This is a genomic window from Ruegeria sp. CDSA141 (assembly GCF_059612005.1).
The window spans coordinates 22,091-43,999 of the sequence record NZ_JBXWPT010000013.1; the positions used below are offsets into that span (position 1 = coordinate 22,091).

Below are 21,909 nucleotides of genomic sequence, written 5' to 3' on the forward strand. Positions count from 1 at the left end.
GCGAAACCGGTTGGGGCGCGGTTTTCGCGCCCCATCAATGACTGCCTGAAGACGGCTCTTTGGAAGGATTTCAAGTGACACCACAAACCTTAGCCCATCAAACCTACGCGCAAACCGCCGCGCCAACGCGGACGCCTCGCGATACGGAATACGAAGCGATTTCCAGGATCACACGGCGCCTGAAGGCGGCAACTGCACAAAAGGCAACGGACTTTTCGGCATTTGTTCAGGCCGTACACGAAAACCGGCGGCTATGGGGGGTGCTGGCAACTGGTGTCGCCGATTCCAATAATGCGCTGCCCAACGACCTGAGAGCCAGAATCTTCTACCTTGCTGAATTCACCGAGCAACACAGCAGCCGAGTTTTGGGAGAGGGCGCAACCGTTGAACCGTTAGTGGAAATCAACACAGCCGTACTGCGCGGATTGCGCCAGATGAGGGCAACTTGATGAGCGGTCTGGTCCTGAAGCTTGCCCCGAAAGAAAGGGTTCTGATCAACGGAGTTGTGATCGAGAACGGGGATCGTCGCGGCCGTTTTTCGATCATGACGCCGCAGGCAAATGTACTGCGACTGCGGGACGCGATTCATCCTGACGAAGTGAACACGCCAGTGCGCCGCGTCTGCTATGCTGCTCAGCTTGTATTGTCCGGCGACATGGAGCCGGGGCAAGCGCGTCAGCAAATGTTGCGGCGCGTGGAAGAGCTGAGCCAGGTTTTTACGGACGCTGATAGCCGACGGGTATTGGCCGAAGCCACTGATGCCCTGGTCGCGGAGCATTATTACAAATGCCTCAAATCCCTTCGCTCGCTTCTGCCACGGGAAGAGCGGCTGATGGCTTATCAGCAATGACATTTCAACCAGTCATCCCAAGCGGCGGGATCGTGGGCTGGCGGTTCTTGCAACGTACCTATGAGGGCCAGTTCCAGAGTTTTTCATCTTCAGCGGTGAATGAGAGAGAGACCAAGTACTTTCTGGACAACATCGGAAAAATTCGATCCGCCATAGAGCTGGTGTCGGATCGCAGGTTGTTGCAGGTCGCTTTGGGTGCGTTTGGGCTGGAAGGAGATGTGGAAAACCGGTTTTTCATACAGAAAATCCTTGAGGATGGTACTCAGGCGGATGACGCGTTGTCCAATCGATTGGCAGACAAACGATACCGGGAGTTTTCGGATGCCTTTGGATTTGGTCCCGGCGCTGTCCGCAAAACGGCGCTGGCTTCAAACATGGACCAAATCGCTCAGGCCAATTTGACCGCCCGGTTTGAAATTGCAGTTGGCGCGTCAGATGAGACGATGCGTATTTCGCTCTATGCACAACGGGAGCTTTCGGATCTCGCCAAAAGCGCCTCCAGCGCAGATACAAAGTGGTTCGATCTGATGGGGCTGCCACCCTTACGCAGCATGATGGAAACCGCACTTGGTTTGCCGTCGTCTTTTGCGCAGCTGGACATTGACAAGCAGCTGGTCGAGTTTAAGGACAGGTTGCTCAAACTGACTGGCTCGGAGGATCTGGCACAGTTTTCGAATCCAGACTCCATTGAGAAACTGACCGACACTTATTTGGCCAGAAGCCAGATTGCCCAGCTTCAGAATACGATCTCGCCAGCGCAGACGGCATTGATCTTGCTGGGGGCTGTTTGAATCGGACGTTCTCGGATCGACTTCGTTGATGGTGCTTAGTCGCGACGGCATCACGTCAATCGAAAAACCTGCTTTTCTTAAGCACTGCAAACGGAAGGCTTCAACCGTTCAGAATCTCATCGGCTGCTGTTCGTAAAGCATAAGATCTGACGGGTTGGGACACATTGTGCAGATTGATGTCGCCCAGCGGCACGGCGTTGGAACAGGCCGGTTCGATGTCTTCGGAAACGACAATGCGGTGCCCTTGCGTCTTGCCGAATTCTCCCAAACGCGCTGCGATGTTCGCGGCCTGACCGATAACTGTGAAGTCAAGGCGTTCACGAGACCCCACATTGCCGTAGGTGACACGCCCATAAGCGACGCCGATTGAACAGTCGCAATGCACGTCTGTGCCTTCTTTGCGCAGCTCACCCAAAGTTTCTACGATTTTGATCGCCGAGCGCTGGGCATTGGTGCGGGCTGCACTGGCATTCTCGTCCGTTGCCGGGAAAACGGCCAGCACAGCGTCGCCGATGAATTTCAGAACTTCTCCGTTATTGTCGTGAACAATACCCGAGACTGTTTCAAAGAACTCGTTCAGGAGATTGATATACTCGCCCCGGCCCAGCTTCTCTTCCAGGCTTGTTGAATTGCGCAGATCACAGAACATGATTGCGGCGTCGATCTCATCCCCGTCACCCCGCCTGATTTCGCCGCCCAGCACACGCGCGCCGGTGCGTTTGCCGACATAGGTTTCCAGCAGGACCTGCGCGTTTTCGCGCTGCATGAACACTTCGTAGAAACGGGCAATGACAGAGGAACATTCAAATACAAGGCCCAGATTTTCGGTAGTGAACCCGTCCGGGTGATCGCAAGTCAGCGTCAGAACATTGGTGCGCCCGTCGGAAAACGGCAAGGGCATGGCCACGTAATCCGTTGCGCCCTTGGCCCGCAAATCCTCCATGATCGGGAAGCTGTTATGCGGGTTCTCATCGTTCAACCTTTGCCGCACGCCACCCAGACCGTTCGAGACATGTCGCAAAGGGCTGTTGATGAACGCCGGGTGATCATAGATTTCGTATGTCGGGGCCCGGGTCAGAATCTCGTCTTCATCTTTTTCCCAGATATAGTGCTTTCCCGCGATAAGCGGGTGCAGAGACCAGGCCAGAATGCTCAGCCGTTGTATCGCGATGCCATGCTCCAGCATCTTCTCAGCCAACGCTTTGGTAAAGCTCTCGGGTGTTGTCGCAGTCGAAGCACCACGCATCAGCCAATCGATCAGCGGCCCGCTGATACTACCGTCATCGGGTTCGCGAAGGTGGTTTTCGCCCAAATCGATTTTCGTATAGGCGCCGGGCACAAACCCTATGCAGCCTTGTATGGCCACGCTTTCGGGCAGGGCTTCTTCATAGGCCCAGACAGAATTGGCCAGAATTTCTGAACCCAGATTGATGTCGTGGTAAGTGGCAGTGCCTTTGAACGGGCAGAATGTTTGCAGGTCTGTTTCTTCGCTCAGATCAACACAGACTTCCGCGCGGGGAACATAGATCGTGGGGGGCAGGCGCGTTTCATACATCACCTTGGCATTTGTACTTTCAGCCAAAAGTACATCGTTTCGGTAAATGGCAATTCTGCCATTCAGCGATTCAACCGATATTCCATACCCATTGATCTTTGGTGCGGCGTGGACGTTCACATGCGACCTCCCTTGCCTGGGGTTGTTCTAGAATGGGGCTTTGCATCGCACATTCCAAGAGGCGGCGAAGGGAAAAGTGCCAACGCATACGGTCACACAGCAAGGCTCAGACCATCTGTATGACGTCTTTTTCGATGGACAGCATATAGCCTTTTTTGGCGATGTTCTTGACCAGAAGCTCACTGACCATCTGGTTGCCAAGCGCATCCCGCAACCGCTTGATCCGCGTCGCGCCCGCAGCTTCGTCGCAATCGGCTGCATTGCGGCCGGAAATCATGGCTTCGATCTGGGCACCGGATAATACCTCGTCATCCAGCCGGGATTCAGCCAGAACCGACAGGGTTTCCATGGCGGCAGGTGTGAGTTTGAAATCCATGTTGTTGAGGTAGACAGTATTTTCTTCGCGGCTGATCAGCAGGGATGTCACTTGAATGCCGGTGCGTTCGATTTGCGCCATGCGCCGGTTCAGCAGAACCAGCATTACCAGAAAGACCAATGCCGAGACCATCATCGCACTGGCGAAAACCAGCAACACGAATATCACCATCCGATAACTGGACAGGGTGTCCGCGAAGGCGGTGCCAGACTGGGCCAGAATTTCAAGCAACCGGATTTCAGTTTGCGAGGTCAGATCGGCCTCGACGAATAATCGCTCGACCCGCGCGTTGAATGCGTTGGCGTCGGGCAGGGTCCATAACAGGAAAACCGCGGCGGTGATCAGAATGGCGACAATAGCCGCGATGCCCAGCACAACCAGCCTGACACCAGACCGACGCGCATCAGAAACGGAGATAGAATTGTCCGGCATTGCCCTTCCTCTGATCCAACCCTTCCGGCCCGAAAACGGACTGCACTTCAAGCAAGGTCCAGCCTGACGCGCGCAGGCGCTGGGCGATTTCTGCACGGGCCTGGCCCTTATCGCAGTTCGAGACCTGAATGACTCCGTAATGCAGACGCAGTGGATTGTCTTTCTTAGCCTTGTAATCCGCGTAGCAATCCGCGGCAGACGCGGTGGAGCCAAGCGATATCAGGACCGTAAAGGTCAGAGAAGAGAGTATCTGTTTCATAGGCCGCATCCTGCGCATGAGTTACTGCGATATTCAATAACCCAAGGGGTTTGCGGCCTCTGATATCCGATAACACCGGGCGGTTATTGCTTGTCTGAGCCGGCCGCCCCCAATGTCAGGGCAATCAGGACGCGCTCCGTCACACGGTCGCCCAAACACTATGAAGGACACGCATCATGCACAAGAAATTCATCACTTTCATCGTTGTGACCGCAGTTGCAATAACCGGGGTTTCTGCTTCTCAGGCACGGGCTGCTGATGCAAAGGACATTCTTGGCGGGCTGGCTGCCATCGCGATTATCGGTGCCGGGGTTCACTACTATAACAAGGAAAAGAAAAAGGACCGAGCGGCTCGCCACCAGACCTATACCCCTGCACCGTACACGCCGCAGCCCGTGCGCCCGCTGCCGCCGCGCGTGGCGCGATACGATCTGCCCCAGCGTTGCCTTCGTACATTCAACGGGTACTCACAGGATCATCCGTTACTTGGGCCGAAATGTCTCAAGAAGCACTACAAACATGCCAATAGCCTGCCGCAAGAGTGCAAGGTCGGTTTCTGGAACGGCCAAAAGGTCAAGCGGGCGTATGAACCCGCGTGCCTGCGCCAGAAAGGATACCGTGTCGTTTATCAGTAACATCGGTTGAGCAGGAGCGGTGCCAAAGAAGCGCCGTGTGAGAGAGGGCGGTGTGGGCTGCCCTCTCTTTTTTCTTGCGGCGCTGTGCGAAACGCGGTTTTCCAGGGGTATGACAAAACCAGATTTCGAACTTGAGCAGGCGCTGCTGGACCGGGGCCATTTTCGCATCGCGGGTGTGGATGAGGTCGGGCGCGGCCCTTTGGCGGGACCAGTTGTCGCCGCGGCCGTGATCCTGAACCCACAGGCCATCCCCGAAGGGTTGAATGATTCCAAAAAGCTGACGGCCAGACGTCGGGCCGCGCTGGATGCAGAAATTCGACACAGCGCAGAGTTCGCGGTGGCCGAAGCCTCGGTCGCCGAGATAGACGAGATCAACATCCTAAGGGCATCCCATCTGGCGATGGTACGTGCGGTTGAGACGCTGTCGCCGGCGCCTGATTTCCTGCTGATTGACGGAAACATGATTCCGCGCGGCCTGAAGATTCCGTCGCAGGCAGTCGTGAAGGGGGATGCACGGTCGGTGTCGATTGCAGCCGCCTCGATCCTTGCGAAAAACTGGCGCGATCAGGTGATGGTGGATTTGGCGCAACAGCACCCGGGATATGGATGGGAAACCAATGCCGGTTATCCGTCAAAACAACACAAGGAAGCGTTGCAAAATCTTGGCGTGACCCCACACCATAGACGTTCGTTCAAGCCGGTGCACAACATCTTGTATCAAGAGTAAATCGTAAGTCGCTGATTCAAAAAAGAAATTGACGGCGAATCGTCTTTGACTCATCCTAGTCTCAACCAAATGAGCGCAAAAGCGCCGTGGACACTTGAGGCAGTGATATGACGACAACCACCAAAAAGGGCGCGAAAGCGCCCCCTTTAAACACGATTCTATCTGGGGACTGCATCGACGTGATGAACAGTCTTCCCGAGGCGTCCGTTGACCTGATCTTTGCGGATCCGCCCTATAATTTGCAGTTGAAAGGCCAACTGCATCGCCCGGATAACAGCCAAGTGGATGCGGTCGACGATCACTGGGATCAGTTTTCCAGCTTCGGCGCGTATGACGAATTCACCCGCGCGTGGTTGAAGGCGGCGCACCGTCTGCTCAAACCAAACGGCGCGATCTGGGTGATTGGCTCTTACCACAACATTTTCCGTGTCGGTTCGGCGTTGCAAGATGCAGGGTACTGGATTCTGAATGACGTTGTCTGGCGCAAATCAAATCCGATGCCCAACTTCCGCGGTAAGCGTTTCACCAACGCGCATGAGACGATGATCTGGGCGTCCAAACGTGAAGGTGCCAAATACACCTTCAACTATGAGGCGCTGAAGGCCCTGAACGAAGGCGTTCAGATGCGCAGCGACTGGGTGCTGCCGATCTGCACCGGGCATGAACGTCTGAAGGATGAAAATGGCGACAAGGCGCATCCGACGCAAAAGCCGGAATCTTTGCTTCATCGCGTACTGATCGGGTCGACCAATCCCGGCGACGTGGTGCTGGACCCGTTCTTCGGCACCGGCACCACTGGTGCGGTTGCCAAGATGCTGGGCCGTGAATTCATTGGCATCGAGCGCGAGGAAAGCTATCGCAAGGTGGCCGAGAAACGCATCGCCAAGGTGCGCAAGTTCGACCGTGAGGCTCTGGAAGTAAGTGCGAGCAAACGTGCCGAGCCGCGTGTTCCGTTCGGGCAGCTGGTCGAGCGCGGCATGCTGCGCCCTGGCGAAGAGCTGTATTCCATGAACCAGCGCCACAAGGCCAAGGTTCGCGCCGATGGCACGCTGGTCGGCGACAACGTCAAAGGCTCGATTCATCAGGTAGGCGCTCATCTGGAAAATGCGCCGTCCTGCAATGGCTGGACCTATTGGTGCTTCAAGCGCGACGGCAAAACGGTTCCGATCGATGTCTTGCGTCAGCAGATCCGGGCCGAGATGAACTGATTTCAAGAACACCGCCGGTGCCTGTGGCCTGACACAAGGCACTACGCCTTGCCCCGCCGATCCTACGGCGGGGTCTTTTGTTTTTGGATCAACAGTGATTGCATGAAGACAACCCTGACACTGCAAGAAAGATCACGGCCATGACCGAGACAACCGCGCAGCCCCGCCGCAGTCTGTTTTTCACGGAATCTGACACGTTCGATCTGGACAACAAATACACCGAAGCCGCGTTAGAGCGGCACAAGCGCGAAGGGCTTGAACTGGCTGTGCGCGCGCGCTGGGTGGCCATGGCCCTGACCGGGGCTCTGCTTATTTTTCTGAACCCGCAATGGGATGTGCTGTGGTATCATTTCATCCTGCTGCTGATCTGTGCCAATGGATGGCTGATCCGTAGCGCGGGCCGGGTGGGGCAATCCCGGGTCGAGCTTCTTTTGATCTTTGTTGATCTGTTGATCATGACCCTTGGGATGATCGTGCCCAACCCGTTCAGCGATGATGTCCGGCCGCTGGCCATGCAATATCGGTTTGACAATTTTCAGTATTTTTTCGTCATTCTGGCGGCTGGAACCTTGGCTTATTCCTGGCGTACGGTGATTGCCATCGGTTCGTGGACGGCAATGATGTGGACGATCGGTTGGATCGTCGCCTGGTGGGTGGCCACGCCTATTCCGGAGATCAGCGAAAAGGTTGCAGAGGCGTTGCAGGGCTACCCGGATGTCGCCGAGCTGTTGGATCCCAACAGTTTCATGATCCCTCAACGTATTCAGCAGGTTATCGTGTTCATGATGGTTGCAGTAACGCTGGGCATCTCGATGCGGCGACTCAATCAATTGTTGATGAACAACGCGGGGCTGGAAAGGGAACGGGCCAATCTGTCACGGTATTTCTCGCCCAATGTGGTAGATGAGCTCAGTCAGAACGATGAACCGCTGAAACAAGTCCGTAAAGCGGATGTGGCCGTTCTGTTCATCGATATTGTCGGGTTCACCAAATACGCCGCCGGACGGGATCCCTATGAGGTGATCGAGGTGCTGCGCGGGTTTCATGCCCGTATGGAAACCGAGGTATTCCGGCACCATGGGACATTGGACAAATATCTGGGCGACGGTTTGATGGCGACCTTTGGCACGCCGGTGCCAACGCCTCTGGACGCGAGCAATGCCCTGGACTGCGCCCGTGCGATGGTGGGTGGAATCGACCGTTGGAATCTGGAACGCCGCAGGGCCGGAGAGCCCGAAATCCATGTCGGCGTTGGGGTGCATTACGGCTCGGTCGTACTTGGGGACATCGGTGCCAACCGGTTGGAATTCGCGGTGATTGGCGATGCGGTCAATGTGGCTGCCAAACTTGAAGCGCTGACGCGAGATTTCAAGGCGCGTGTCATTGTCAGTGATGCCGTGCGCCTGCGAGTTGCGGAAGAAAACCAGTCGATGTCGGAGGCCATGGCCGGTTTTGTCGCCTATCGCGACCAATCCGTTCGAGGGGTCGAGGCACCTATGGATGTCTGGGTGATGAAAAGCTGAAGTCCTCCCGCCCGTCAGAACCGCATCGAGGATGCGGTGCAGACAGTTGGGCCAAGCAGCGCGCCTGTGCGCGCTGCGGTCACGCTTTGGGCATGGGGTTCAGAGATTTGTTGTAGGGGTGCCAGTCGGTGATCTCGGGATAATAGTGGCGTCGCCACGCGCGAACGCGCGGGTTCATGACCCGCCGCCACAGCGGAGGGATCATCGCGGCCACGGTCATGACGGGATAGCCATAAGGTAATTGCGGGGCTGTGTCTGACGCGTGATGTTGCAGCAGCGGAAACCGGCGGTTGGGTTTGTAATGGTGGTCCGAATGGCGCTGAAGGTTGATCAGCAACCAGTTCGACGCTTTCTGCGAGGCATTCCACGAATGGCGTGGCAGGACATGCTCGTACCGTCCGTCGCCCAGGTGTTTTCGGGTCAGGCCGTAATGTTCCACGTAGTTGACCAGCTCGAGCTGCCAGATCGCGACACCAGCCTGTAGCAGAAACAGCGCCACGCCGGACCATCCTCCGATCAGGCCGGCCAGTACCAGCATCCCACCCTGCAGCGCCCAGTACCGCCAGAACGGGTTTGATCGATCTGTCCACGGTCTGTCGACGCGGGTTAGCTTGTCGCGCTCGGCGCTGAAGGCCGAAGCCCAGCATTGCCACAGAACGCGGGGATAGAAGCGATGAAACCCTTCGTTGTAGCGCGCCGTTACCGGATCGCGCGGGGTGCCGACATGGCGGTGATGGACCAACAGGTGCTCGGACCGAAAATGAGAATACAGCACCATGGCAAGAAGGATGTCACCCAGCCAGCGTTCCAAGCGGCTTTTCTGGTGCATCAACTCGTGGCTGTAATTAATCCCAATCGTGCCCGAAATGACGCCCATGCCAAAGAAGAGGCCGATTTTCTCAAGCGTTGACAGATGGGTGTTGTGGGTTGCGTACCAGATCAGACCAAAAAGGGTGATGAACTGGATCGGGACCCAGAGTTTTGTCAGCAAAATGTACCATTGCAGCGCCGTGTCAGGTGCCTCGGGGTCGGCGTTTTGAGTGTTGAGCCCGGTGATCCGGTCCATCACTGCAAAGGCCCACCAGGTTGCGGCAGGAACCAGCAGCAGTGACCATCCGCCGGTAGCAGCTGAAAACCAGACCAGCGGAACCAACAGCAGCGACACCCAGAAAGGGGATGCAGATTGCCAGCGGGACAATGTGCCTGTTGCGATCATCTTTTCTGCTCCGACTTTATGGGCATACCCTAGCCATGACCCGAAGACTTGCACAGCGGACTTATTGTCCTCTCCACAGATCAAAGACCTTTCGCATCACTGTTGGCAGGTCGCTGGGTCTGAAGCTGTGCTTGTCTACTACGGTCAGATGTTTGGGTACGTCCCGAGGGACGGCATCCGTGCTCCAGATCCGCAGAATCAGGTGGAAATGTGTAAACGTGTGGCGCACTTCGCCCGGCAAGACTTTCCATGTCGCAGGGAACGGGGCACGTTCGGTGGGGTCATCGTTCCATTCTGATCCGGGCCAACCCAGCATTCCGCCCAGCAGACCTTTGTCAGGCCGGCGTTCCAGCACCATGGCACCGTCTGCCATACGCGCGACATACACGTGCCCATAGCGGGTTGGCTTGGGTTTTTTGGGTGTTTTTCTTGGCAGGTCGGCTTGGGTTCCTGCGACGCGACTCTGGCAGGGTTCACGCAGGGGGCAGATGCCGCAAGCCGGTGACTTCGGCGTGCAGATGGTGGCCCCCAAGTCCATAACCGCCTGCGCGTAATCGCCAGGGCGTGAGGTCGGAGTCAGAGCCGAAGCTTTTTCTTTCAGCACGGGTTTGGAGCCGGGCAACGGGTCGTGAATGTCATAGAACCGGGCCATGACCCGTTCGACGTTTCCGTCCAGCACGGTTTCGGGCTGATCGAATGCAATGGCCGAGATCGCAGCCGCTGTATAGGGGCCAATACCGGGTAGTTCCAGCAGGGCTTCAAAGTTGTCGGGAAACCGGCCATCGTGATCCTGCGTGACAGCACGCGCGCATTTCAACAGATTGCGGGCGCGAGCGTAGTAGCCAAGCCCGGCCCATTCGCCCATGATCTGTTCGTCCGGTGCGGCGGCCAGGGCCTGAACCGTGGGCCAACGGGTGGTGAAACGCAGGAAATAGTCACGCACCGCCGCAACTGTTGTTTGCTGTAGCATCACTTCGGACAACCAGACCCGATACGGGTCCGGACGTATGCCGGCGGCGCGATCCGCCGGACCCGTGCGCCATGGCATTTCGCGGGCGTGGCGGTCGTACCACTCCAGCAACGCATCACTGACGGTCAATTCAGCAGAGTCACGCAAGTTTTATCCATCTCCCTGTCGGGTTTCTCTGGCACCCGGTGCCCTGCTCAGTACAATAGAGGTGTAGGAGCTGGAAACCAGATGCAACGCAGACGTTCTTCGACCCGTGGGTTCAAACGCACCGCGTCCTTGCTGAACGATCAGATCAGGCGCGCCGGGGAAAGCCGGGGTTTTGCCGTCTCTCGGCTTTTGACCCATTGGGCCGAGATCGTCGGCCAGGAAATCGCCGCCATCGCACGCCCGGTCAAAGTGGGTTATGGCAAGGGCGGTTTTGGTGCGACCCTGACCGTTTTGACGACCGGACCACAGGCTCCGATGCTGGAAATGCAGAAGGAACAGCTTCGCGGCAAGGTGAATGCGGTCTATGGCTATAACGCCATCAGCCGCGTCCGCATTACCCAGACCGCTCCGACCGGATTTGCCGAAGGGCAGGCCAGTTTCGACCACAAGCCGAAGCAGGCTAAACCCAAGATTGCGCCTGACATTGCCGCCGAGGCTGACAAAGTGTCACGCAATGTAAATGATGAAGATTTGCGCGCGGCCCTTGAACGTCTCGGGCGCAACGTTTTATCCAAACAGAAACGCTAAGAAAGGGCTGAGAATGAGCCGTATTGCAACCGTAATCTGTGCGGCTGTCGCCGTAGCCGCTGGCGGCTATTGGCTGACACAGTCGAACACCAACGTCACCTTTCCGCTGGTCAGTGCTGCCGAAGCGCAGGAGGCAGACCTGGATACTTCGACGATCGTCGATATGGTCCAGGGCGCTGAGGATGCGCCTGTCGAAATCATCGAATATGCATCCTATACCTGCCCGCATTGCGCAAATTTCCACACAGGCGCCTATAAGCAACTCAAGAAAGACTTCATCGACACCGGCAAGGTCAAATTTACCTACCGTGAAGTCTATTTTGACCGCTACGGCCTTTGGGCATCGATGGTGGCCCGCTGCGCCGGCCCCGAGAAGTTCTTCGGTATCACAGACCTGATCTACGAAGGGCAAGCCGAATGGTCACGTGCTGGTGGTCCGGCCGAGATCGTGGACGAGCTGCGCAAGATCGGTCGTCTGGCCGGTATCGATGGCGACCAGCTCGAGGCTTGCCTGCAAGATGGCACCAAGGCGCGGACATTGGCTGCGTGGTATCAGGAAAACGCCGAACGTGATGGCATCCAGGCGACTCCGTCGTTCCTTGTGAACGGCAAGAAAGTCGACAACCAGTCCTACGCTGACTTCAAAAAGCTGATCGAAGACGAATTGGGTGGCTAACCACCCTTTTTCGGTTGGCCCTGTCTGGGCCGACCGGGCCTATTTTGGTGAAGGTGCTGCGTTCAGCAGCATTTCCCTGACCTCGTCAGCTTGGCCAATATACAATCGAACGGGCAGAGTGATAACTTTGCTCCGAAAGGCCGGAGGCAGGCGTACGGCATCTTTCTCAGTTGTGATCATCTGAGCACCTAGCTGGCGCGCCTCGTTTTCCAGTCGGGTCATCAGGGCCTGAGTCAAGGGCTGGTGATCGTCCAGAGCTTCGGCGCGGACCAGCTCCACGCCTAGCTGCCGCAGGGTTTTGAAGAATTTCTCGGGATGGCCGATACCGGCAAATGCCAGACCGCGTGTTCCGGTCCAGTCCATGCCTGTTTTCAGGGGTTCGATTGCACCAGTGACATGGGGAACGGACAACTTGTCGCCCCACTGATCAGTGAAAGCCTGTTGTGCAGCCTCATCGCCCAGAGACAACACAAGGTCGGCCCGTTTCAACCCGATGTCGACCGGTTCCCGCAGCGGACCGGCAGGCAGACACAAGCCGTTTCCGAACCCGCGTTGTGCATCCACAACAATGATCGAGAAATCCTTGGCAACTGAGGGATTCTGAAAGCCGTCATCCAGAACAATTACCGAGGCCCCGGCCCCGGCAGCTGCGCGTGCGCCTGCCGCCCGATCTTTGGCAACCCAGACTTCGGCGAACATCGCCAGAAGCAGCGGCTCGTCCCCAACTTCGGCAGCAGTGTGCTTGGCCGGATCAACCCGCACCGGCCCCTCCAAAGAGCCTCCGTGCCCCCGCGTGACGACATGTGGTTCATGCCAGCCATTTCTAAGTTGTTCGAGAGTCCAGATCACCGTGGGCGTCTTCCCGGTTCCACCGGCATTGAGGTTGCCGATACAGATCACTGGCACACTGGGTTTTTCACCGGTCTCCGAGGCGATCCTTCGCGCGGTTGCCGCTGCATAAAGGCGTCCAAAAGGCGCCAGCAGACGCGCCCTCAGATCCGGTTGGTCCGGGGTCGTGTTCCAGAAATCAGGTGCCCGCATGATCCGCACTCCGTTGATCCAGAATATCCTGCACCAATTCGATCAGGGCGTCAGCCTGTGGTGCGCCTTCGGTTAACAATTGCCATCCCGCCAACGCCATGTCGGCCGCTCGATCCGGGGCCAGAAGCTGCACAACGGCGTCGCCCAGTTCGGTCGCCGTTTTTACCTCCTTGGCAGCGTTCACTTGCCGCAGGCTGGAATAGAATTCCTGATGTCGATGCACATGCGGTCCGAACATGATCGCAGACCCCAGCGCGATTGCTTCGGACGGGTCTTGACCGCCCGCTCCGCGTTCAAGCGAACTGCCCATGAAGGTCACTGCTGCCATGCGATGCCACAGGCCCAGATTTTCGGGGTCCGATGTCAGGACCACCTGAGTGGTATCTTCAATCAGATCCCCTTCATCCCAATTGACGCAGCGCAGGTCCATCGATTCCAATCGCCGCCTTAACGGCATCACTTCCGGCTCATCTGCGACGTGCAGCACCAGAACCAGCCGATGCAGCATCCGCAGCGCCTGACGGTGGGCTGTCAGGACCGAGATAAATTCCTTGTCCTGAACCCATGCCGCCAACCAAACCGGGCGCCCCGCAAGCGTGTGAGTGGTTTCAATAAGCTCGTCTTCCGGCCAGGGCCGGGGGTCGGGGCTGATCCGCAAAGGCGGTGATTCCGCAACTTTTCCGGATTGAATGCCGAGACGGCGGATCTGCCGCGCCGTCTCGGCGGATGGCGTAAGAATCTTGCGGAAACAGTCAAAGGTCACCCGTGTGATGTCCGGCAGCCAACGGGCGTTTCGGGACAGTGTGACGCTGAACTGAGCGTCGAACAAGACCAGCGGGATCGCCTGTTCGTCAGCGCGCGTGATGATGTTGGGCATCAGGTCGCCACCGACCCACACCCCCATGTTCGGACGCCAGTATTCGACAAACTCGCGGGCTGCTCCACTCTGTTCCTGCGGCAAGTTGATCAAAGGGAACTTGCAATCCGGCCAGTTGGACAAATCCTCATCCGGGGGGGCTGTGAGCAGGAAATTCAGATTGGCCCTGACTTGCAGCAACCGACGGCAGAAGTCGGTCACAGCCCGCAGTCGATCCGGAGTGGCAACCTGTATCCATACCAACTCTCCTTCGGGGCGCGGCATGTTGGATTGCGGCGCAACCCCGTTGCGCATGCCCCATGACAACACCCTGTAGGCGGCCAGGCTGAGCGAGCGCGGTTTGCTCATGTTCCGATTCCCGGCCCGGCCGGGTCCAGCAATGCGGACAGTTGCTGGTGAATCGCGGTGCTGGCTGCGATCACGCCGTTCAGCCTGGGGTGCGCATTGTTGAAGATCAGCTTTTGACCCGTACGGTCCGAACAGATTCCGCCTGCCTCTTGAATGATCAGGTCGCCTGCGGCAATGTCCCATTCCCAACTGGGGCGAAGGGTCAGCATGCCATCGAACCGTCCCTGTGCAACCAAAGCCATGCGATAGGCAAGCGAAGGGCGGTACGCGCGTTCGAACTCTGGTGCCTGCGCGTTGCGCCAATTCCGAGCGTCAAGGTTTGGCTTGGCGGCCAGAATTTCTGATTGCAAAAGCTCTGCGGTAACGGAGGTCGTGATCGTCTCACCATTGAGAGTCGCGCCCTGACCCTGTGCCGCCGTGTACAGCAAATCCCGCATCGGCAGGTAAGTGACCGCCGCCGTCACCACGCCGTCATCGGCGACGGCTATGGAATGTGCCCAGGTGCGCGCGCCTTCTGCAAAGCTTCGGGTGCCGTCGATCGGATCGATGATGAAAGTGTTGCTGCGGTTCAGCCGGTCGGGTGAGTCTTCGGATTCCTCACTGAGCCAGCCATAGCCCGGCCGCGCTGAACACAACCGCTCCTCCAGCATCGTGTTGACAGCAAGATCCGCTTCGGTCACTGGCCCGGCGCCGTCAGGCTTGTCCCAGCGCTGTGCTTGCGTGCCGGAATAGCGTGTGGCGATCTTGCCGGCCTCCAACGCCGCCTCGATCAGCAGGGGCAGGTCAGTTGCCGGCAAGTGTCATTCCTTCGATCAGAAGCGACGGAACCACGCGCGACAGATACGGGCGGGCATCATTCGCCGGAATGATCCTGCGCAGCATGTCCCGTAGATTGCCCGCGATGGTGCATTCATTGACCGGATGCGTGATCTCGCCACTCTCGACCCAGAACCCGGATGCACCCCGGGAATAGTCACCGGTATTGGGGTTGATCGTCGATCCGATCATGGATGTGACCAACAACCCGGTTCCCATATCGCGCAGCAGATCGGCACGGCTGTGATCGCCTTGTGTCAGACTCAGGTTCCAGTTGCTGGGAGAAGGCGGGCCCGAGACCCCGCGTGCAGCGTTACCCGTGGACGCCATATCCAGTTTTCGCCCGCTTGACAGGTCCAGCGTCCACCCGGTCAGGACGCCGTTTTCCACGATTGCCCGGCGTTGTGTCGGCAAACCCTCGGCATCAAAAGGGCGCGAGCCCGAGATGCGTGGCCGATGCGGGTCTTCGATCAGAGACAGGTGCACTGGCAGAACGTCCTGCCCCAGACAATCCTTGAGCCAGGATGCGCCCCGCGCAATTGCCGCACCATTGCTGGCGGCCAGAAGGTGGCCGATGAGCGAAGATGAGATTCGTTCGTCAAAGAGCACGGGAAAATTACCCGTTTCAGGTTTGCGCGCACCAACCTGTTGCACGGCGCGTTCGCCTGCGGTGCGACCGATCTCATCCGCGCTGCGCAAGTCGGATTGGAACGTCCGGCTGTCGCCGTCATAGTCCCGTTCCATCCCGGTGCCTTCGCCCGAGATCGCAACACAGGATATCGACCGGTTACTGCGTTCATATCCGCCGGTAAACCCGTTTGTGGCGGCCAGATGCACACGGTGGGTTCCATAGCTTGCAGCCGCATCTGACACTTGGGTAACACCGGTAACGGCCAGCGCTGCGGTCTCGGCCGTCAGAGCGTCCTGCATCAGGGCTTCGGCAGACGGGGCCGGGGCAGAGTCTGTCAATTCCAGTGACTCTATGTCCCAGTCTGTGACCAGCTGGTCCTTGTCAGCCAGCCCGGAAAACGGATCTTCGGGGGCTTCCTTGGCCATCGCAACGGCTCGTTCTGCCATTGCACGCAAGGTATCCGGCCGGCTGTCGGAACTGGACACAATGGCAGATCGTTTGCCCAGAAACACCCGCAATCCCAAATCAGTGCCTTCCGAGCGTTCGGCATGTTCCAGCGCCCCGCCCCGCACTTCGACCGAAACAGAGGATCCGTCGAGAACGATGGCATCCGCCGCGTCCGCGCCTGCCTTGCGGGCCGCGTCAAGCAAGTGCTGGCTGATTTCTTCTGGTGTGCGGGTCATGAGGCCTCCGGGTTGGTTGCCAAGGACCTAGCCTTGGACTGCCCGTCTCGCAAGACCTGTGACCAGATTGTATGTTGAGGATCGCGGTGAACCCGTGCCGTTTCAGAGGTTTGTGCAAGGGTCGGCTGGACGGAGAAAGGGCCGCATGTTGCGCGGCCCTTTCCTTTGATTGTCACTTGATACGCTGACCATTCGCCAGAATCTGACCGTCTTCGGTGAACTCGATCTTCGAGTTCAGAGTGTCCGGTTCTTCGCCCGGAACAGCCATCAGACCCATCATCATACGGGCACCCAGCGCGTCTTCGTCCGAGATGATTCCCATGCCGATCAGGGTATCGATCAACTGGTTGGCTCCAACCAGTTGCAGGTTCGCCACGCCGCTTGGGCTGGGCAGGCCATCAAACTCTTCGGTATTGGTGTTGTCGAAAGCAAAATCACCGTCACCGGTCAGTTTGGCGCCAACCAGCGAAACCAGCAGGTCGTTGATCTTCAACGAGTGCAGTTCTCCCGGCGCTTCGTCGGATTCGACGTCGATTTCAGGATCGAATATGTTCATCAGCACTTTCGCAGTACCCGTCGCATCCAACGCAATCGTCGCAGGATCACGCGGCAGTGCGCCCGCAGGATCGAAAATGCCCCACAATATGTCCGACATGGTGAAATCAGTCAGGTTCAGCCCAAAGCCGAAGGGTTGAACTTCGTCCGATTGCTGGATGGGGAATTCGAAGTTCAGGCCAGCCTTGGCCATCGAAAGCTCGATCGGGAACGGCAAGCCCGCCGTGGTAACGGCCATCTTCGTGCTGTTCTGGTCAATGTCATAGACGATACGCTCTGCATCGATGCTGGCTGCAAATCGCCCGCCTTCGGATGTGCTGTTCACCGAGAACGCCTGACCTTCGCTGGTCCCGCTCAGATCAGTGCTGCCGGAAGCATAGGTGAAGGTGCCGTCAAACGAGAAACCAGCCTTGTAAAAGGCTTCTGGGTCCGAAAAGTCAAAATCCGGGGGGATCACGTTGTTGCCTTCAAATGCCAGTTGATCCAGTTGACCGTTGATCAGCCCGTTTTCGCCGCTTTCAGGATCCTGAAAGTTCAAATCATAGGTTAAAGTGGCTGCGTTGAAGGTCTGGCTGATATTGCGATTATCGCCGATCTGCATCCGCGAGCTGCCGGACAGATCGCTTGCTTCGGCATTTATGCCAAAGACTTCATTCGGCAAAGGCTGGCCGTCGACCTCAATCGAGTCCAGTTTCACCCCCAGCTGGTCAGCCGTGTAATCATAGGTCATGTCTTCTGGCGTGCCTGAAACGACCATGTTCAGTTGGCTGTGGGAATAGGTGACGGTGGCCGCAAAATCTTCATCTTCGGCCTGTCCGGTGACTTCCATGGGAAAGCTTTCCGGCAGTCCAATGGTAACGGTCCCGTCATCATTTTCGGTCAGTGTCATTTCTGGCATGACCATCCGAAACTGCCCTTCCTCTTCGGGAAAGGCCACTGAAAGCGTCATGTTTGAAATTGTGGTAACGTCGCCTGCGGTGCTTTCGTCCCCTGTGATGGTGTAACCCATCGAGGTGAAATAACTCTGCCAGTCGGACCAGACATCATTGGCTGACAGGTCGGCAAACGCCCCTTGGGCGGCAACGGCATAAGCCAGAGCAGCGCCGCAACTGCGGCGAAGGAAAACGGACATAAGGTAACCCTTCTTGATCAATTTGTGGCGCATGGTCGGGTTTGCAGCCGGTATCGTCAAGGGGGCAAGGGCTGGACCCTTTCCCCGTTTCCGCGTTACGGCTGTAGCCGACAGAGATTGCAATGCGTGAGGAGGGGCAAATGCAGGAAAAAACTGTTCTCATAACCGGGGCCAGCCGTGGAATTGGGGCCGAGGCAGGGCGCGTTTTTGCCGCAGCTGGTGCCAATGTCGCATTGGTGGCCCGCAGCCATGATCAAATTGACGCGCTGGCCGCAGAATTGGGCAATCAGGCCATCGCACTGGCCTGTGACGTCAGCGATTTCGCGCAGGTCGAGCAAGCCGTGGCCACATGCGTGGACCGGTTCGGTGGGCTGGATGTTCTGATCGGCAATGCGGGTGTGATCGATCCGATCTTTCATCTCTCGAACGCTGATACAGCGGCGTGGAGCAAGGCCATCGACATCAACCTGAAAGGCATTTTCTACGGGATGCGCGCGGCGTTGCCGGTGATGCGGGCCGCTGGAGGGGGGAGTATTCTTACGATCTCGTCCGGTGCAGCGTCGAACCCGGTCGAAGCCTGGAGCCATTATTGCGCCTCGAAGGCCGGGGCCAAGATGCTCACGGAATGCCTGCATCTGGAAGAAGCCCATAATGGTATTCGCGCCATGGGTCTTTCACCGGGGACGGTGGCCACCGAAATGCAGCGTTCGATCAAGGCCAGCGGCATCAATCCCGTCAGTCAGCTGGACTGGGATGTCCACATCCCCGCAGATTGGCCCGCACGGGCGCTGCTGTGGATGTGCTCCGATGATGCAGATGAATTCCTTGGCACTGAAATTTCGCTGCGGCTTGATGACATTCGCAAGCGGGCCGGGCTGATATGATCGAATTGACCAAAGAGGACGGCCTCTGGATTGTCACGATCAATAACCCTGACAAAGCAAACGCCCTGACGGGGGCCATGCTGTCAGAACTGGCCGAGATTGCCGAGTCTGCGAAAGACGCGAAGGCGTTGATCCTGACCGGCGCGGGCAAAGTGTTCAGCGCCGGGGCGGATCTGGACGAGGCACGCGCCGGTCTGGCCAGGTCGGATGTCTGGGAAAGACTGTCTGGCGCCATTGCCGCGCTGCCCTGTCTGACCGTCGCCGCACTGAACGGCACCTTGGCCGGCGGGGCCAATGGTATGGCACTGGCCTGTGATCTGCGCATTGCCGTGCCGTCGGCCAAGTTCTTCTATCCGGTGATGAAGCTGGGGTTTCTGCCACAACCGTCCGACCCCGCGCGGCTGGCGGCTCTGGTCGGACCGGCAAGGACAAAGTTGATTCTTGTGGCCGGTCAGAAAATCACCGCGCAGGAAGCGTATGAATTTGGCCTGGTGGACCGGATTGTCGACCCCGATCACCTGATGCAAGCCGCACGCGATCTGGTGGCCGACAGCGTGAACGCCGCCCCCGAGATCGCAGCGGGAATCGCAAGGTTGTGCTCATGAGGCTGTCTGCACTACGCGTGCGGGTCGCTGATCCGGATCGGCTGGCCACGTTTTATCGCGACGTTCTGGGCATGTCCGTTCGCGAAGCAGAAACCGACCGTCGTGTCGGCTATGACGGCGCAGACGCAGACATTTTGTTGCTGCCGGGTGGAGGAGGGTACACCCATGACAAGGGGCAGCGGTACTGGAAGATAGGAATCACTGTACCGGATGTCGATCTTGCCGCGGCTCATCTGCGCAGGTTTGACGTTCCAGTGAGCGCGCCGAACCAGTTTCTGGAAATCGGCTACATGTGCCATCTTGCGGATCCCGAAGGGTTCGTCATCGAACTGCTGCAACATGATTTCGAAGGCAACCGACCGCCGCATGCGGCGGACCCCGACGCGCCCTTTGCGCAGGCTCGGATCGGCCAGATTACCCTTCGAACCGGCGATATTGCCGTCGAAGACGCGTTCTGGCGTGCCCAGGGCATGTCGTTGTTGTCGATGCAGGAGGTCGCCCCCTACGGCTTCGATCTGCATTTCTATGCCTTTATGGACGAAACCCCTCCCAATCCTGATCTTTGGGCTGTTGAAAACCGCGAATGGCTGTGGAAACGCGCCTATACGACGATGGAATTCCAGCATATTGCGGGCGCACAATTCGCGCATGTGCCGGACTTTCTGGGTATCGAGATCGAAGGTCTGTCCGAACCACTGACAGATACTTTCGGCGACCCGATCCTGCCGGGCTGATCACCTCCCGCGCCGCTTGCCCGGAACTTTCGAACGAAACCCGGGTGGGCGTTTGCGAACCCAGATCAGAAATTTCTCAAGCCTTGGATGCGCACGCAAGGCCTCGACCGTGTTGAAACTGCGCGCCAGTTCGGCTTCGGTCAGGGTGGCGTGCACCTCTTTGTGGCAGATCTGATGCAGCATAACGGTCGGTCCGCCCTTGCCTCCTTTGAGTTTTGGGATCAGATGATGCAGGCTGCCACCCCCGTCGGGGATCGGGCGGCCGCAAAGCGGGCAGATCGGATCGCTGTTCGTCATGACGATATGAAACTTGCGCCTGTGATGGGCGAAGGCAAGAGGGTGCGAATGGCGCAGGCAGTGGTGATCGGAGCAGGCCCCGCCGGGTTGATGGCAGCCGAGCAACTGGCAGCAGCCGGGCATTCCGTATTGGTGGCCGAGGCCAAACCTTCGGTCGCGCGCAAGTTCCTGATGGCCGGGAAGTCGGGTCTGAACCTGACCAAGGACGAGCAGCTTGATGACCTGATCCGCGCCTATGGTGTGGCGGCGGATTGGTTGCGCCCGATCATTTCAGCCTTTGATGCCGAGGCGGTGCAGCGCTGGGCGCGTGATCTGGGTCAGACGCTGTTTGTCGGCTCGACGGGGCGTGTATTTCCTGAATCCATGAAGGCCTCGCCTTTGTTGCGGGCCTGGCTGGCACGGTTGGGCGAGTCCAGGTTCGAGGTCAGGACCCGCTGGCGTTGGACCGGCTGGGACGGTGAAGCGCTGTTGTTTGACACCCCGGACGGGCGGCGCAGTATCTCAGCGGATGTCACCGTGCTGGCACTGGGCGGCGCAAGCTGGGCCCGCCTTGGCTCGGACGGTCACTGGGCGCAGATATTGGGCAGTAGAGGTGTGGCTCTGGCTCCGTTTGAACCTGCGAACTCAGCTATTTCAGTCGATTGGAGCTCTCATATGCAGCCTCATTTCGGGGCCGCATTGAAATCGGTCCGATGGATTGCAGGCGATCTTGAGAGTCGAGGGGAGGCAGCGATTTCCGAGACCGGTCTGGAGGGCGGCGGGCTTTATTCTCTGACACCGGGCTTGCGTGCGGGGAAGCCTTTGTTTGTTGATCTGATGCCCGATCTGGACCGACAGGTTCTGCTGGCGCGGTTTTCTGCAAAACGGTCGAAAACAACGTTATCCCAGTGGATGAGAAAGTCGCTGAACCTGTCCGCTCAGAAAATCGCCCTGTTTCATGAAATGGCAAAACGCGGCGGCCACTCTCAATCCGTGCAAGTGAGCATGTTGAAAAAGCTGCCAATCCGGCATGCCGGACTTCGCCCGATGGATGAAGCCATTTCGACCGCAGGTGGTGTGAAACGGACAGCGCTGGATGACGGGCTGATGCTGACGGCCCTGCCGGGTGTGTTCTGCACCGGTGAAATGCTGGATTGGGAGGCCCCAACCGGGGGATATCTGCTCACGGCTTGCTTTGCTACTGGGTGCTGGGCCGGTCAGGCCGCCGCAGATTGGCTTGAAACGGCCAAGTGA

24 protein-coding genes are annotated in these 21,909 nt (G+C 58.0%); 13 read left to right on the forward strand and 11 right to left on the reverse strand.

Annotated elements, in window-relative coordinates:
- Positions 1 to 74 precede the first annotated feature (74 nt).
- From flaF to AC2FLP_RS16660, 3 genes are read left to right on the forward strand one after another with little or no spacing between them, the layout of a single operon-like run.
- The gene (flaF, locus tag AC2FLP_RS16650; RefSeq protein WP_496685037.1) at positions 75 to 449 is read left to right on the forward strand and encodes a flagellar biosynthesis regulator FlaF; all 375 of its coding nucleotides are present in this window, start codon (positions 75 to 77) and stop codon (positions 447 to 449) included.
- Positions 449 to 850 (forward strand): flagellar biosynthesis repressor FlbT, encoded by a 402-nt coding sequence (gene flbT / locus AC2FLP_RS16655; RefSeq protein WP_496675442.1) that lies wholly within the window; start codon positions 449 to 451, stop codon positions 848 to 850. The genes flaF and flbT overlap by 1 nt, the downstream gene beginning before the upstream one ends.
- Complete coding sequence (locus AC2FLP_RS16660; protein ID WP_299901020.1) at positions 847 to 1,641, forward strand: DUF1217 domain-containing protein; 795 nt, start codon at positions 847 to 849, stop codon at positions 1,639 to 1,641. The genes flbT and AC2FLP_RS16660 overlap by 4 nt, the downstream gene beginning before the upstream one ends.
- 100 nt (positions 1,642 to 1,741) lie before the next feature.
- Here the strand turns inward: AC2FLP_RS16660 and AC2FLP_RS16665 are convergent, their stop codons facing one another.
- The 3 genes from AC2FLP_RS16665 to AC2FLP_RS16675 form a co-directional block, all read right to left on the reverse strand.
- Positions 1,742 to 3,316 carry a DUF427 domain-containing protein gene (locus AC2FLP_RS16665; protein ID WP_496685039.1) on the reverse strand — a complete coding sequence of 525 codons (1,575 nt, stop codon included), beginning with the start codon at positions 3,314 to 3,316 and terminating at the stop codon, positions 1,742 to 1,744.
- A 106-nt stretch (positions 3,317 to 3,422) separates the two neighbouring features.
- Positions 3,423 to 4,124 (reverse strand): winged helix-turn-helix domain-containing protein, encoded by a 702-nt coding sequence (locus AC2FLP_RS16670; RefSeq protein WP_299901014.1) that lies wholly within the window; start codon positions 4,122 to 4,124, stop codon positions 3,423 to 3,425.
- A complete protein-coding gene (locus AC2FLP_RS16675) occupies positions 4,096 to 4,383 on the reverse strand; it encodes a hypothetical protein (RefSeq protein WP_117871995.1) in 288 nt (95 codons plus the stop codon). The genes AC2FLP_RS16670 and AC2FLP_RS16675 overlap by 29 nt, the downstream gene beginning before the upstream one ends.
- Before the next feature lie 176 nt (positions 4,384 to 4,559).
- On the opposite strand from AC2FLP_RS16675, the gene AC2FLP_RS16680 reads away from it, so the two are divergent.
- From AC2FLP_RS16680 to AC2FLP_RS16695, 4 genes are all read left to right on the forward strand, one after another.
- Complete coding sequence (locus AC2FLP_RS16680) at positions 4,560 to 5,018, forward strand: hypothetical protein (RefSeq protein WP_117871997.1); 459 nt, start codon at positions 4,560 to 4,562, stop codon at positions 5,016 to 5,018.
- 109 nt (positions 5,019 to 5,127) lie between these two features.
- Positions 5,128 to 5,745, forward strand: a complete 618-nt coding sequence (rnhB, locus tag AC2FLP_RS16685; protein WP_299901010.1) for a ribonuclease HII — start codon at positions 5,128 to 5,130, stop codon at positions 5,743 to 5,745.
- A gap of 107 nt (positions 5,746 to 5,852) precedes the next feature.
- Positions 5,853 to 6,953 carry a site-specific DNA-methyltransferase gene (locus AC2FLP_RS16690; RefSeq protein WP_117871999.1) on the forward strand — a complete coding sequence of 367 codons (1,101 nt, stop codon included), beginning with the start codon at positions 5,853 to 5,855 and terminating at the stop codon, positions 6,951 to 6,953.
- Positions 6,954 to 7,093: 140 nt separating this feature from the next.
- Positions 7,094 to 8,476 carry an adenylate/guanylate cyclase domain-containing protein gene (locus tag AC2FLP_RS16695; RefSeq protein ID WP_496685042.1) on the forward strand — a complete coding sequence of 461 codons (1,383 nt, stop codon included), beginning with the start codon at positions 7,094 to 7,096 and terminating at the stop codon, positions 8,474 to 8,476.
- Between the two features lie 79 nt (positions 8,477 to 8,555).
- Here AC2FLP_RS16695 and AC2FLP_RS16700 read toward each other — a convergent pair whose 3' ends face one another.
- Together AC2FLP_RS16700 and mutY are read right to left on the reverse strand one after the other, a co-directional pair.
- On the reverse strand, positions 8,556 to 9,692 hold the full coding sequence (locus AC2FLP_RS16700; RefSeq protein WP_496685044.1) for an alkane 1-monooxygenase: 1,137 nt from the start codon (positions 9,690 to 9,692) through the stop codon (positions 8,556 to 8,558).
- A gap of 61 nt (positions 9,693 to 9,753) precedes the next feature.
- Positions 9,754 to 10,809 (reverse strand): A/G-specific adenine glycosylase, encoded by a 1,056-nt coding sequence (gene mutY, locus AC2FLP_RS16705; RefSeq protein WP_496685046.1) that lies wholly within the window; start codon positions 10,807 to 10,809, stop codon positions 9,754 to 9,756.
- An 81-nt stretch (positions 10,810 to 10,890) separates the two neighbouring features.
- Here mutY and AC2FLP_RS16710 point away from each other — a divergent pair, with 81 nt between their 5' ends.
- Positions 10,891 to 11,397: a DUF721 domain-containing protein gene (locus AC2FLP_RS16710; protein WP_117872004.1), complete on the forward strand. Its 507-nt coding sequence runs from the start codon at positions 10,891 to 10,893 to the stop codon at positions 11,395 to 11,397.
- Between the two features lie 13 nt (positions 11,398 to 11,410).
- Complete coding sequence (locus AC2FLP_RS16715; protein WP_299900999.1) at positions 11,411 to 12,073, forward strand: DsbA family protein; 663 nt, start codon at positions 11,411 to 11,413, stop codon at positions 12,071 to 12,073.
- A 39-nt stretch (positions 12,074 to 12,112) separates the two neighbouring features.
- On the opposite strand, the gene lpxK is transcribed toward AC2FLP_RS16715, so the two are convergent.
- The 5 genes from lpxK to AC2FLP_RS16740 form a co-directional block, all read right to left on the reverse strand.
- Positions 12,113 to 13,114 carry a tetraacyldisaccharide 4'-kinase gene (lpxK, locus tag AC2FLP_RS16720; RefSeq protein ID WP_496685048.1) on the reverse strand — a complete coding sequence of 334 codons (1,002 nt, stop codon included), beginning with the start codon at positions 13,112 to 13,114 and terminating at the stop codon, positions 12,113 to 12,115.
- A complete protein-coding gene (locus tag AC2FLP_RS16725) occupies positions 13,101 to 14,339 on the reverse strand; it encodes a 3-deoxy-D-manno-octulosonic acid transferase (RefSeq protein WP_299900993.1) in 1,239 nt (412 codons plus the stop codon). Before AC2FLP_RS16725 ends, lpxK begins: the two co-directional genes overlap by 14 nt.
- Complete coding sequence (locus tag AC2FLP_RS16730; protein WP_496685050.1) at positions 14,336 to 15,136, reverse strand: inositol monophosphatase family protein; 801 nt, start codon at positions 15,134 to 15,136, stop codon at positions 14,336 to 14,338. Before AC2FLP_RS16730 ends, AC2FLP_RS16725 begins: the two co-directional genes overlap by 4 nt.
- Positions 15,123 to 16,469 (reverse strand): TldD/PmbA family protein, encoded by a 1,347-nt coding sequence (locus AC2FLP_RS16735; RefSeq protein WP_496685052.1) that lies wholly within the window; start codon positions 16,467 to 16,469, stop codon positions 15,123 to 15,125. The genes AC2FLP_RS16730 and AC2FLP_RS16735 overlap by 14 nt, the downstream gene beginning before the upstream one ends.
- A gap of 172 nt (positions 16,470 to 16,641) precedes the next feature.
- A complete protein-coding gene (locus AC2FLP_RS16740) occupies positions 16,642 to 18,156 on the reverse strand; it encodes a DUF2125 domain-containing protein (protein ID WP_496685054.1) in 1,515 nt (504 codons plus the stop codon).
- A 140-nt stretch (positions 18,157 to 18,296) separates the two neighbouring features.
- On the opposite strand from AC2FLP_RS16740, the gene AC2FLP_RS16745 reads away from it, so the two are divergent.
- The 3 genes from AC2FLP_RS16745 to AC2FLP_RS16755 are packed head-to-tail and all read left to right on the forward strand — an operon-like array spanning position 18,297 to position 20,379.
- Positions 18,297 to 19,040, forward strand: a complete 744-nt coding sequence (locus AC2FLP_RS16745; RefSeq protein ID WP_117872017.1) for an SDR family oxidoreductase — start codon at positions 18,297 to 18,299, stop codon at positions 19,038 to 19,040.
- Positions 19,037 to 19,645 (forward strand): enoyl-CoA hydratase/isomerase family protein, encoded by a 609-nt coding sequence (locus AC2FLP_RS16750; RefSeq protein WP_117872019.1) that lies wholly within the window; start codon positions 19,037 to 19,039, stop codon positions 19,643 to 19,645. The genes AC2FLP_RS16745 and AC2FLP_RS16750 overlap by 4 nt, the downstream gene beginning before the upstream one ends.
- Positions 19,642 to 20,379, forward strand: a complete 738-nt coding sequence (locus AC2FLP_RS16755) for a VOC family protein (protein ID WP_496685057.1) — start codon at positions 19,642 to 19,644, stop codon at positions 20,377 to 20,379. Before AC2FLP_RS16750 ends, AC2FLP_RS16755 begins: the two co-directional genes overlap by 4 nt.
- Here the strand turns inward: AC2FLP_RS16755 and AC2FLP_RS16760 are convergent, their stop codons facing one another.
- Positions 20,380 to 20,676, reverse strand: coding sequence for an HNH endonuclease (locus AC2FLP_RS16760; RefSeq protein WP_496685058.1), 297 nt, complete (start codon positions 20,674 to 20,676; stop codon positions 20,380 to 20,382).
- Between the two features lie 48 nt (positions 20,677 to 20,724).
- Between AC2FLP_RS16760 and AC2FLP_RS16765 the strand changes: the two genes are divergently transcribed.
- Positions 20,725 to 21,909: a TIGR03862 family flavoprotein gene (locus tag AC2FLP_RS16765; protein ID WP_496685060.1), complete on the forward strand. Its 1,185-nt coding sequence runs from the start codon at positions 20,725 to 20,727 to the stop codon at positions 21,907 to 21,909.

Excerpts from the sequence above, each read along its gene's own strand:
- flbT (WP_496675442.1), top strand. The coding sequence starts at position 449 with ATGAGCGGTCTGGTCCTGAAGCTTGCCCCGAAAGAAAGGGTTCTGATC.
- AC2FLP_RS16660 (WP_299901020.1), top strand. The coding sequence starts at position 847 with ATGACATTTCAACCAGTCATCCCAAGCGGCGGGATCGTGGGCTGGCGG.
- AC2FLP_RS16670 (WP_299901014.1), bottom strand. The coding sequence starts at position 4,124 with ATGCCGGACAATTCTATCTCCGTTTCTGATGCGCGTCGGTCTGGTGTC.
- AC2FLP_RS16675 (WP_117871995.1), bottom strand. The coding sequence starts at position 4,383 with ATGAAACAGATACTCTCTTCTCTGACCTTTACGGTCCTGATATCGCTT.
- AC2FLP_RS16680 (WP_117871997.1), top strand. The coding sequence starts at position 4,560 with ATGCACAAGAAATTCATCACTTTCATCGTTGTGACCGCAGTTGCAATA.
- rnhB (WP_299901010.1), top strand. The coding sequence starts at position 5,128 with ATGACAAAACCAGATTTCGAACTTGAGCAGGCGCTGCTGGACCGGGGC.
- AC2FLP_RS16690 (WP_117871999.1), top strand. The coding sequence starts at position 5,853 with ATGACGACAACCACCAAAAAGGGCGCGAAAGCGCCCCCTTTAAACACG.
- AC2FLP_RS16695 (WP_496685042.1), top strand. The coding sequence starts at position 7,094 with ATGACCGAGACAACCGCGCAGCCCCGCCGCAGTCTGTTTTTCACGGAA.
- AC2FLP_RS16700 (WP_496685044.1), bottom strand. The coding sequence starts at position 9,692 with ATGATCGCAACAGGCACATTGTCCCGCTGGCAATCTGCATCCCCTTTC.
- AC2FLP_RS16710 (WP_117872004.1), top strand. The coding sequence starts at position 10,891 with ATGCAACGCAGACGTTCTTCGACCCGTGGGTTCAAACGCACCGCGTCC.
- AC2FLP_RS16715 (WP_299900999.1), top strand. The coding sequence starts at position 11,411 with ATGAGCCGTATTGCAACCGTAATCTGTGCGGCTGTCGCCGTAGCCGCT.
- lpxK (WP_496685048.1), bottom strand. The coding sequence starts at position 13,114 with ATGCGGGCACCTGATTTCTGGAACACGACCCCGGACCAACCGGATCTG.
- AC2FLP_RS16725 (WP_299900993.1), bottom strand. The coding sequence starts at position 14,339 with ATGAGCAAACCGCGCTCGCTCAGCCTGGCCGCCTACAGGGTGTTGTCA.
- AC2FLP_RS16735 (WP_496685052.1), bottom strand. The coding sequence starts at position 16,469 with ATGACCCGCACACCAGAAGAAATCAGCCAGCACTTGCTTGACGCGGCC.
- AC2FLP_RS16740 (WP_496685054.1), bottom strand. The coding sequence starts at position 18,156 with ATGTCCGTTTTCCTTCGCCGCAGTTGCGGCGCTGCTCTGGCTTATGCC.
- AC2FLP_RS16745 (WP_117872017.1), top strand. The coding sequence starts at position 18,297 with ATGCAGGAAAAAACTGTTCTCATAACCGGGGCCAGCCGTGGAATTGGG.
- AC2FLP_RS16750 (WP_117872019.1), top strand. The coding sequence starts at position 19,037 with ATGATCGAATTGACCAAAGAGGACGGCCTCTGGATTGTCACGATCAAT.
- AC2FLP_RS16755 (WP_496685057.1), top strand. The coding sequence starts at position 19,642 with ATGAGGCTGTCTGCACTACGCGTGCGGGTCGCTGATCCGGATCGGCTG.
- AC2FLP_RS16760 (WP_496685058.1), bottom strand. The coding sequence starts at position 20,676 with ATGACGAACAGCGATCCGATCTGCCCGCTTTGCGGCCGCCCGATCCCC.
- AC2FLP_RS16765 (WP_496685060.1), top strand. The coding sequence starts at position 20,725 with ATGGCGCAGGCAGTGGTGATCGGAGCAGGCCCCGCCGGGTTGATGGCA.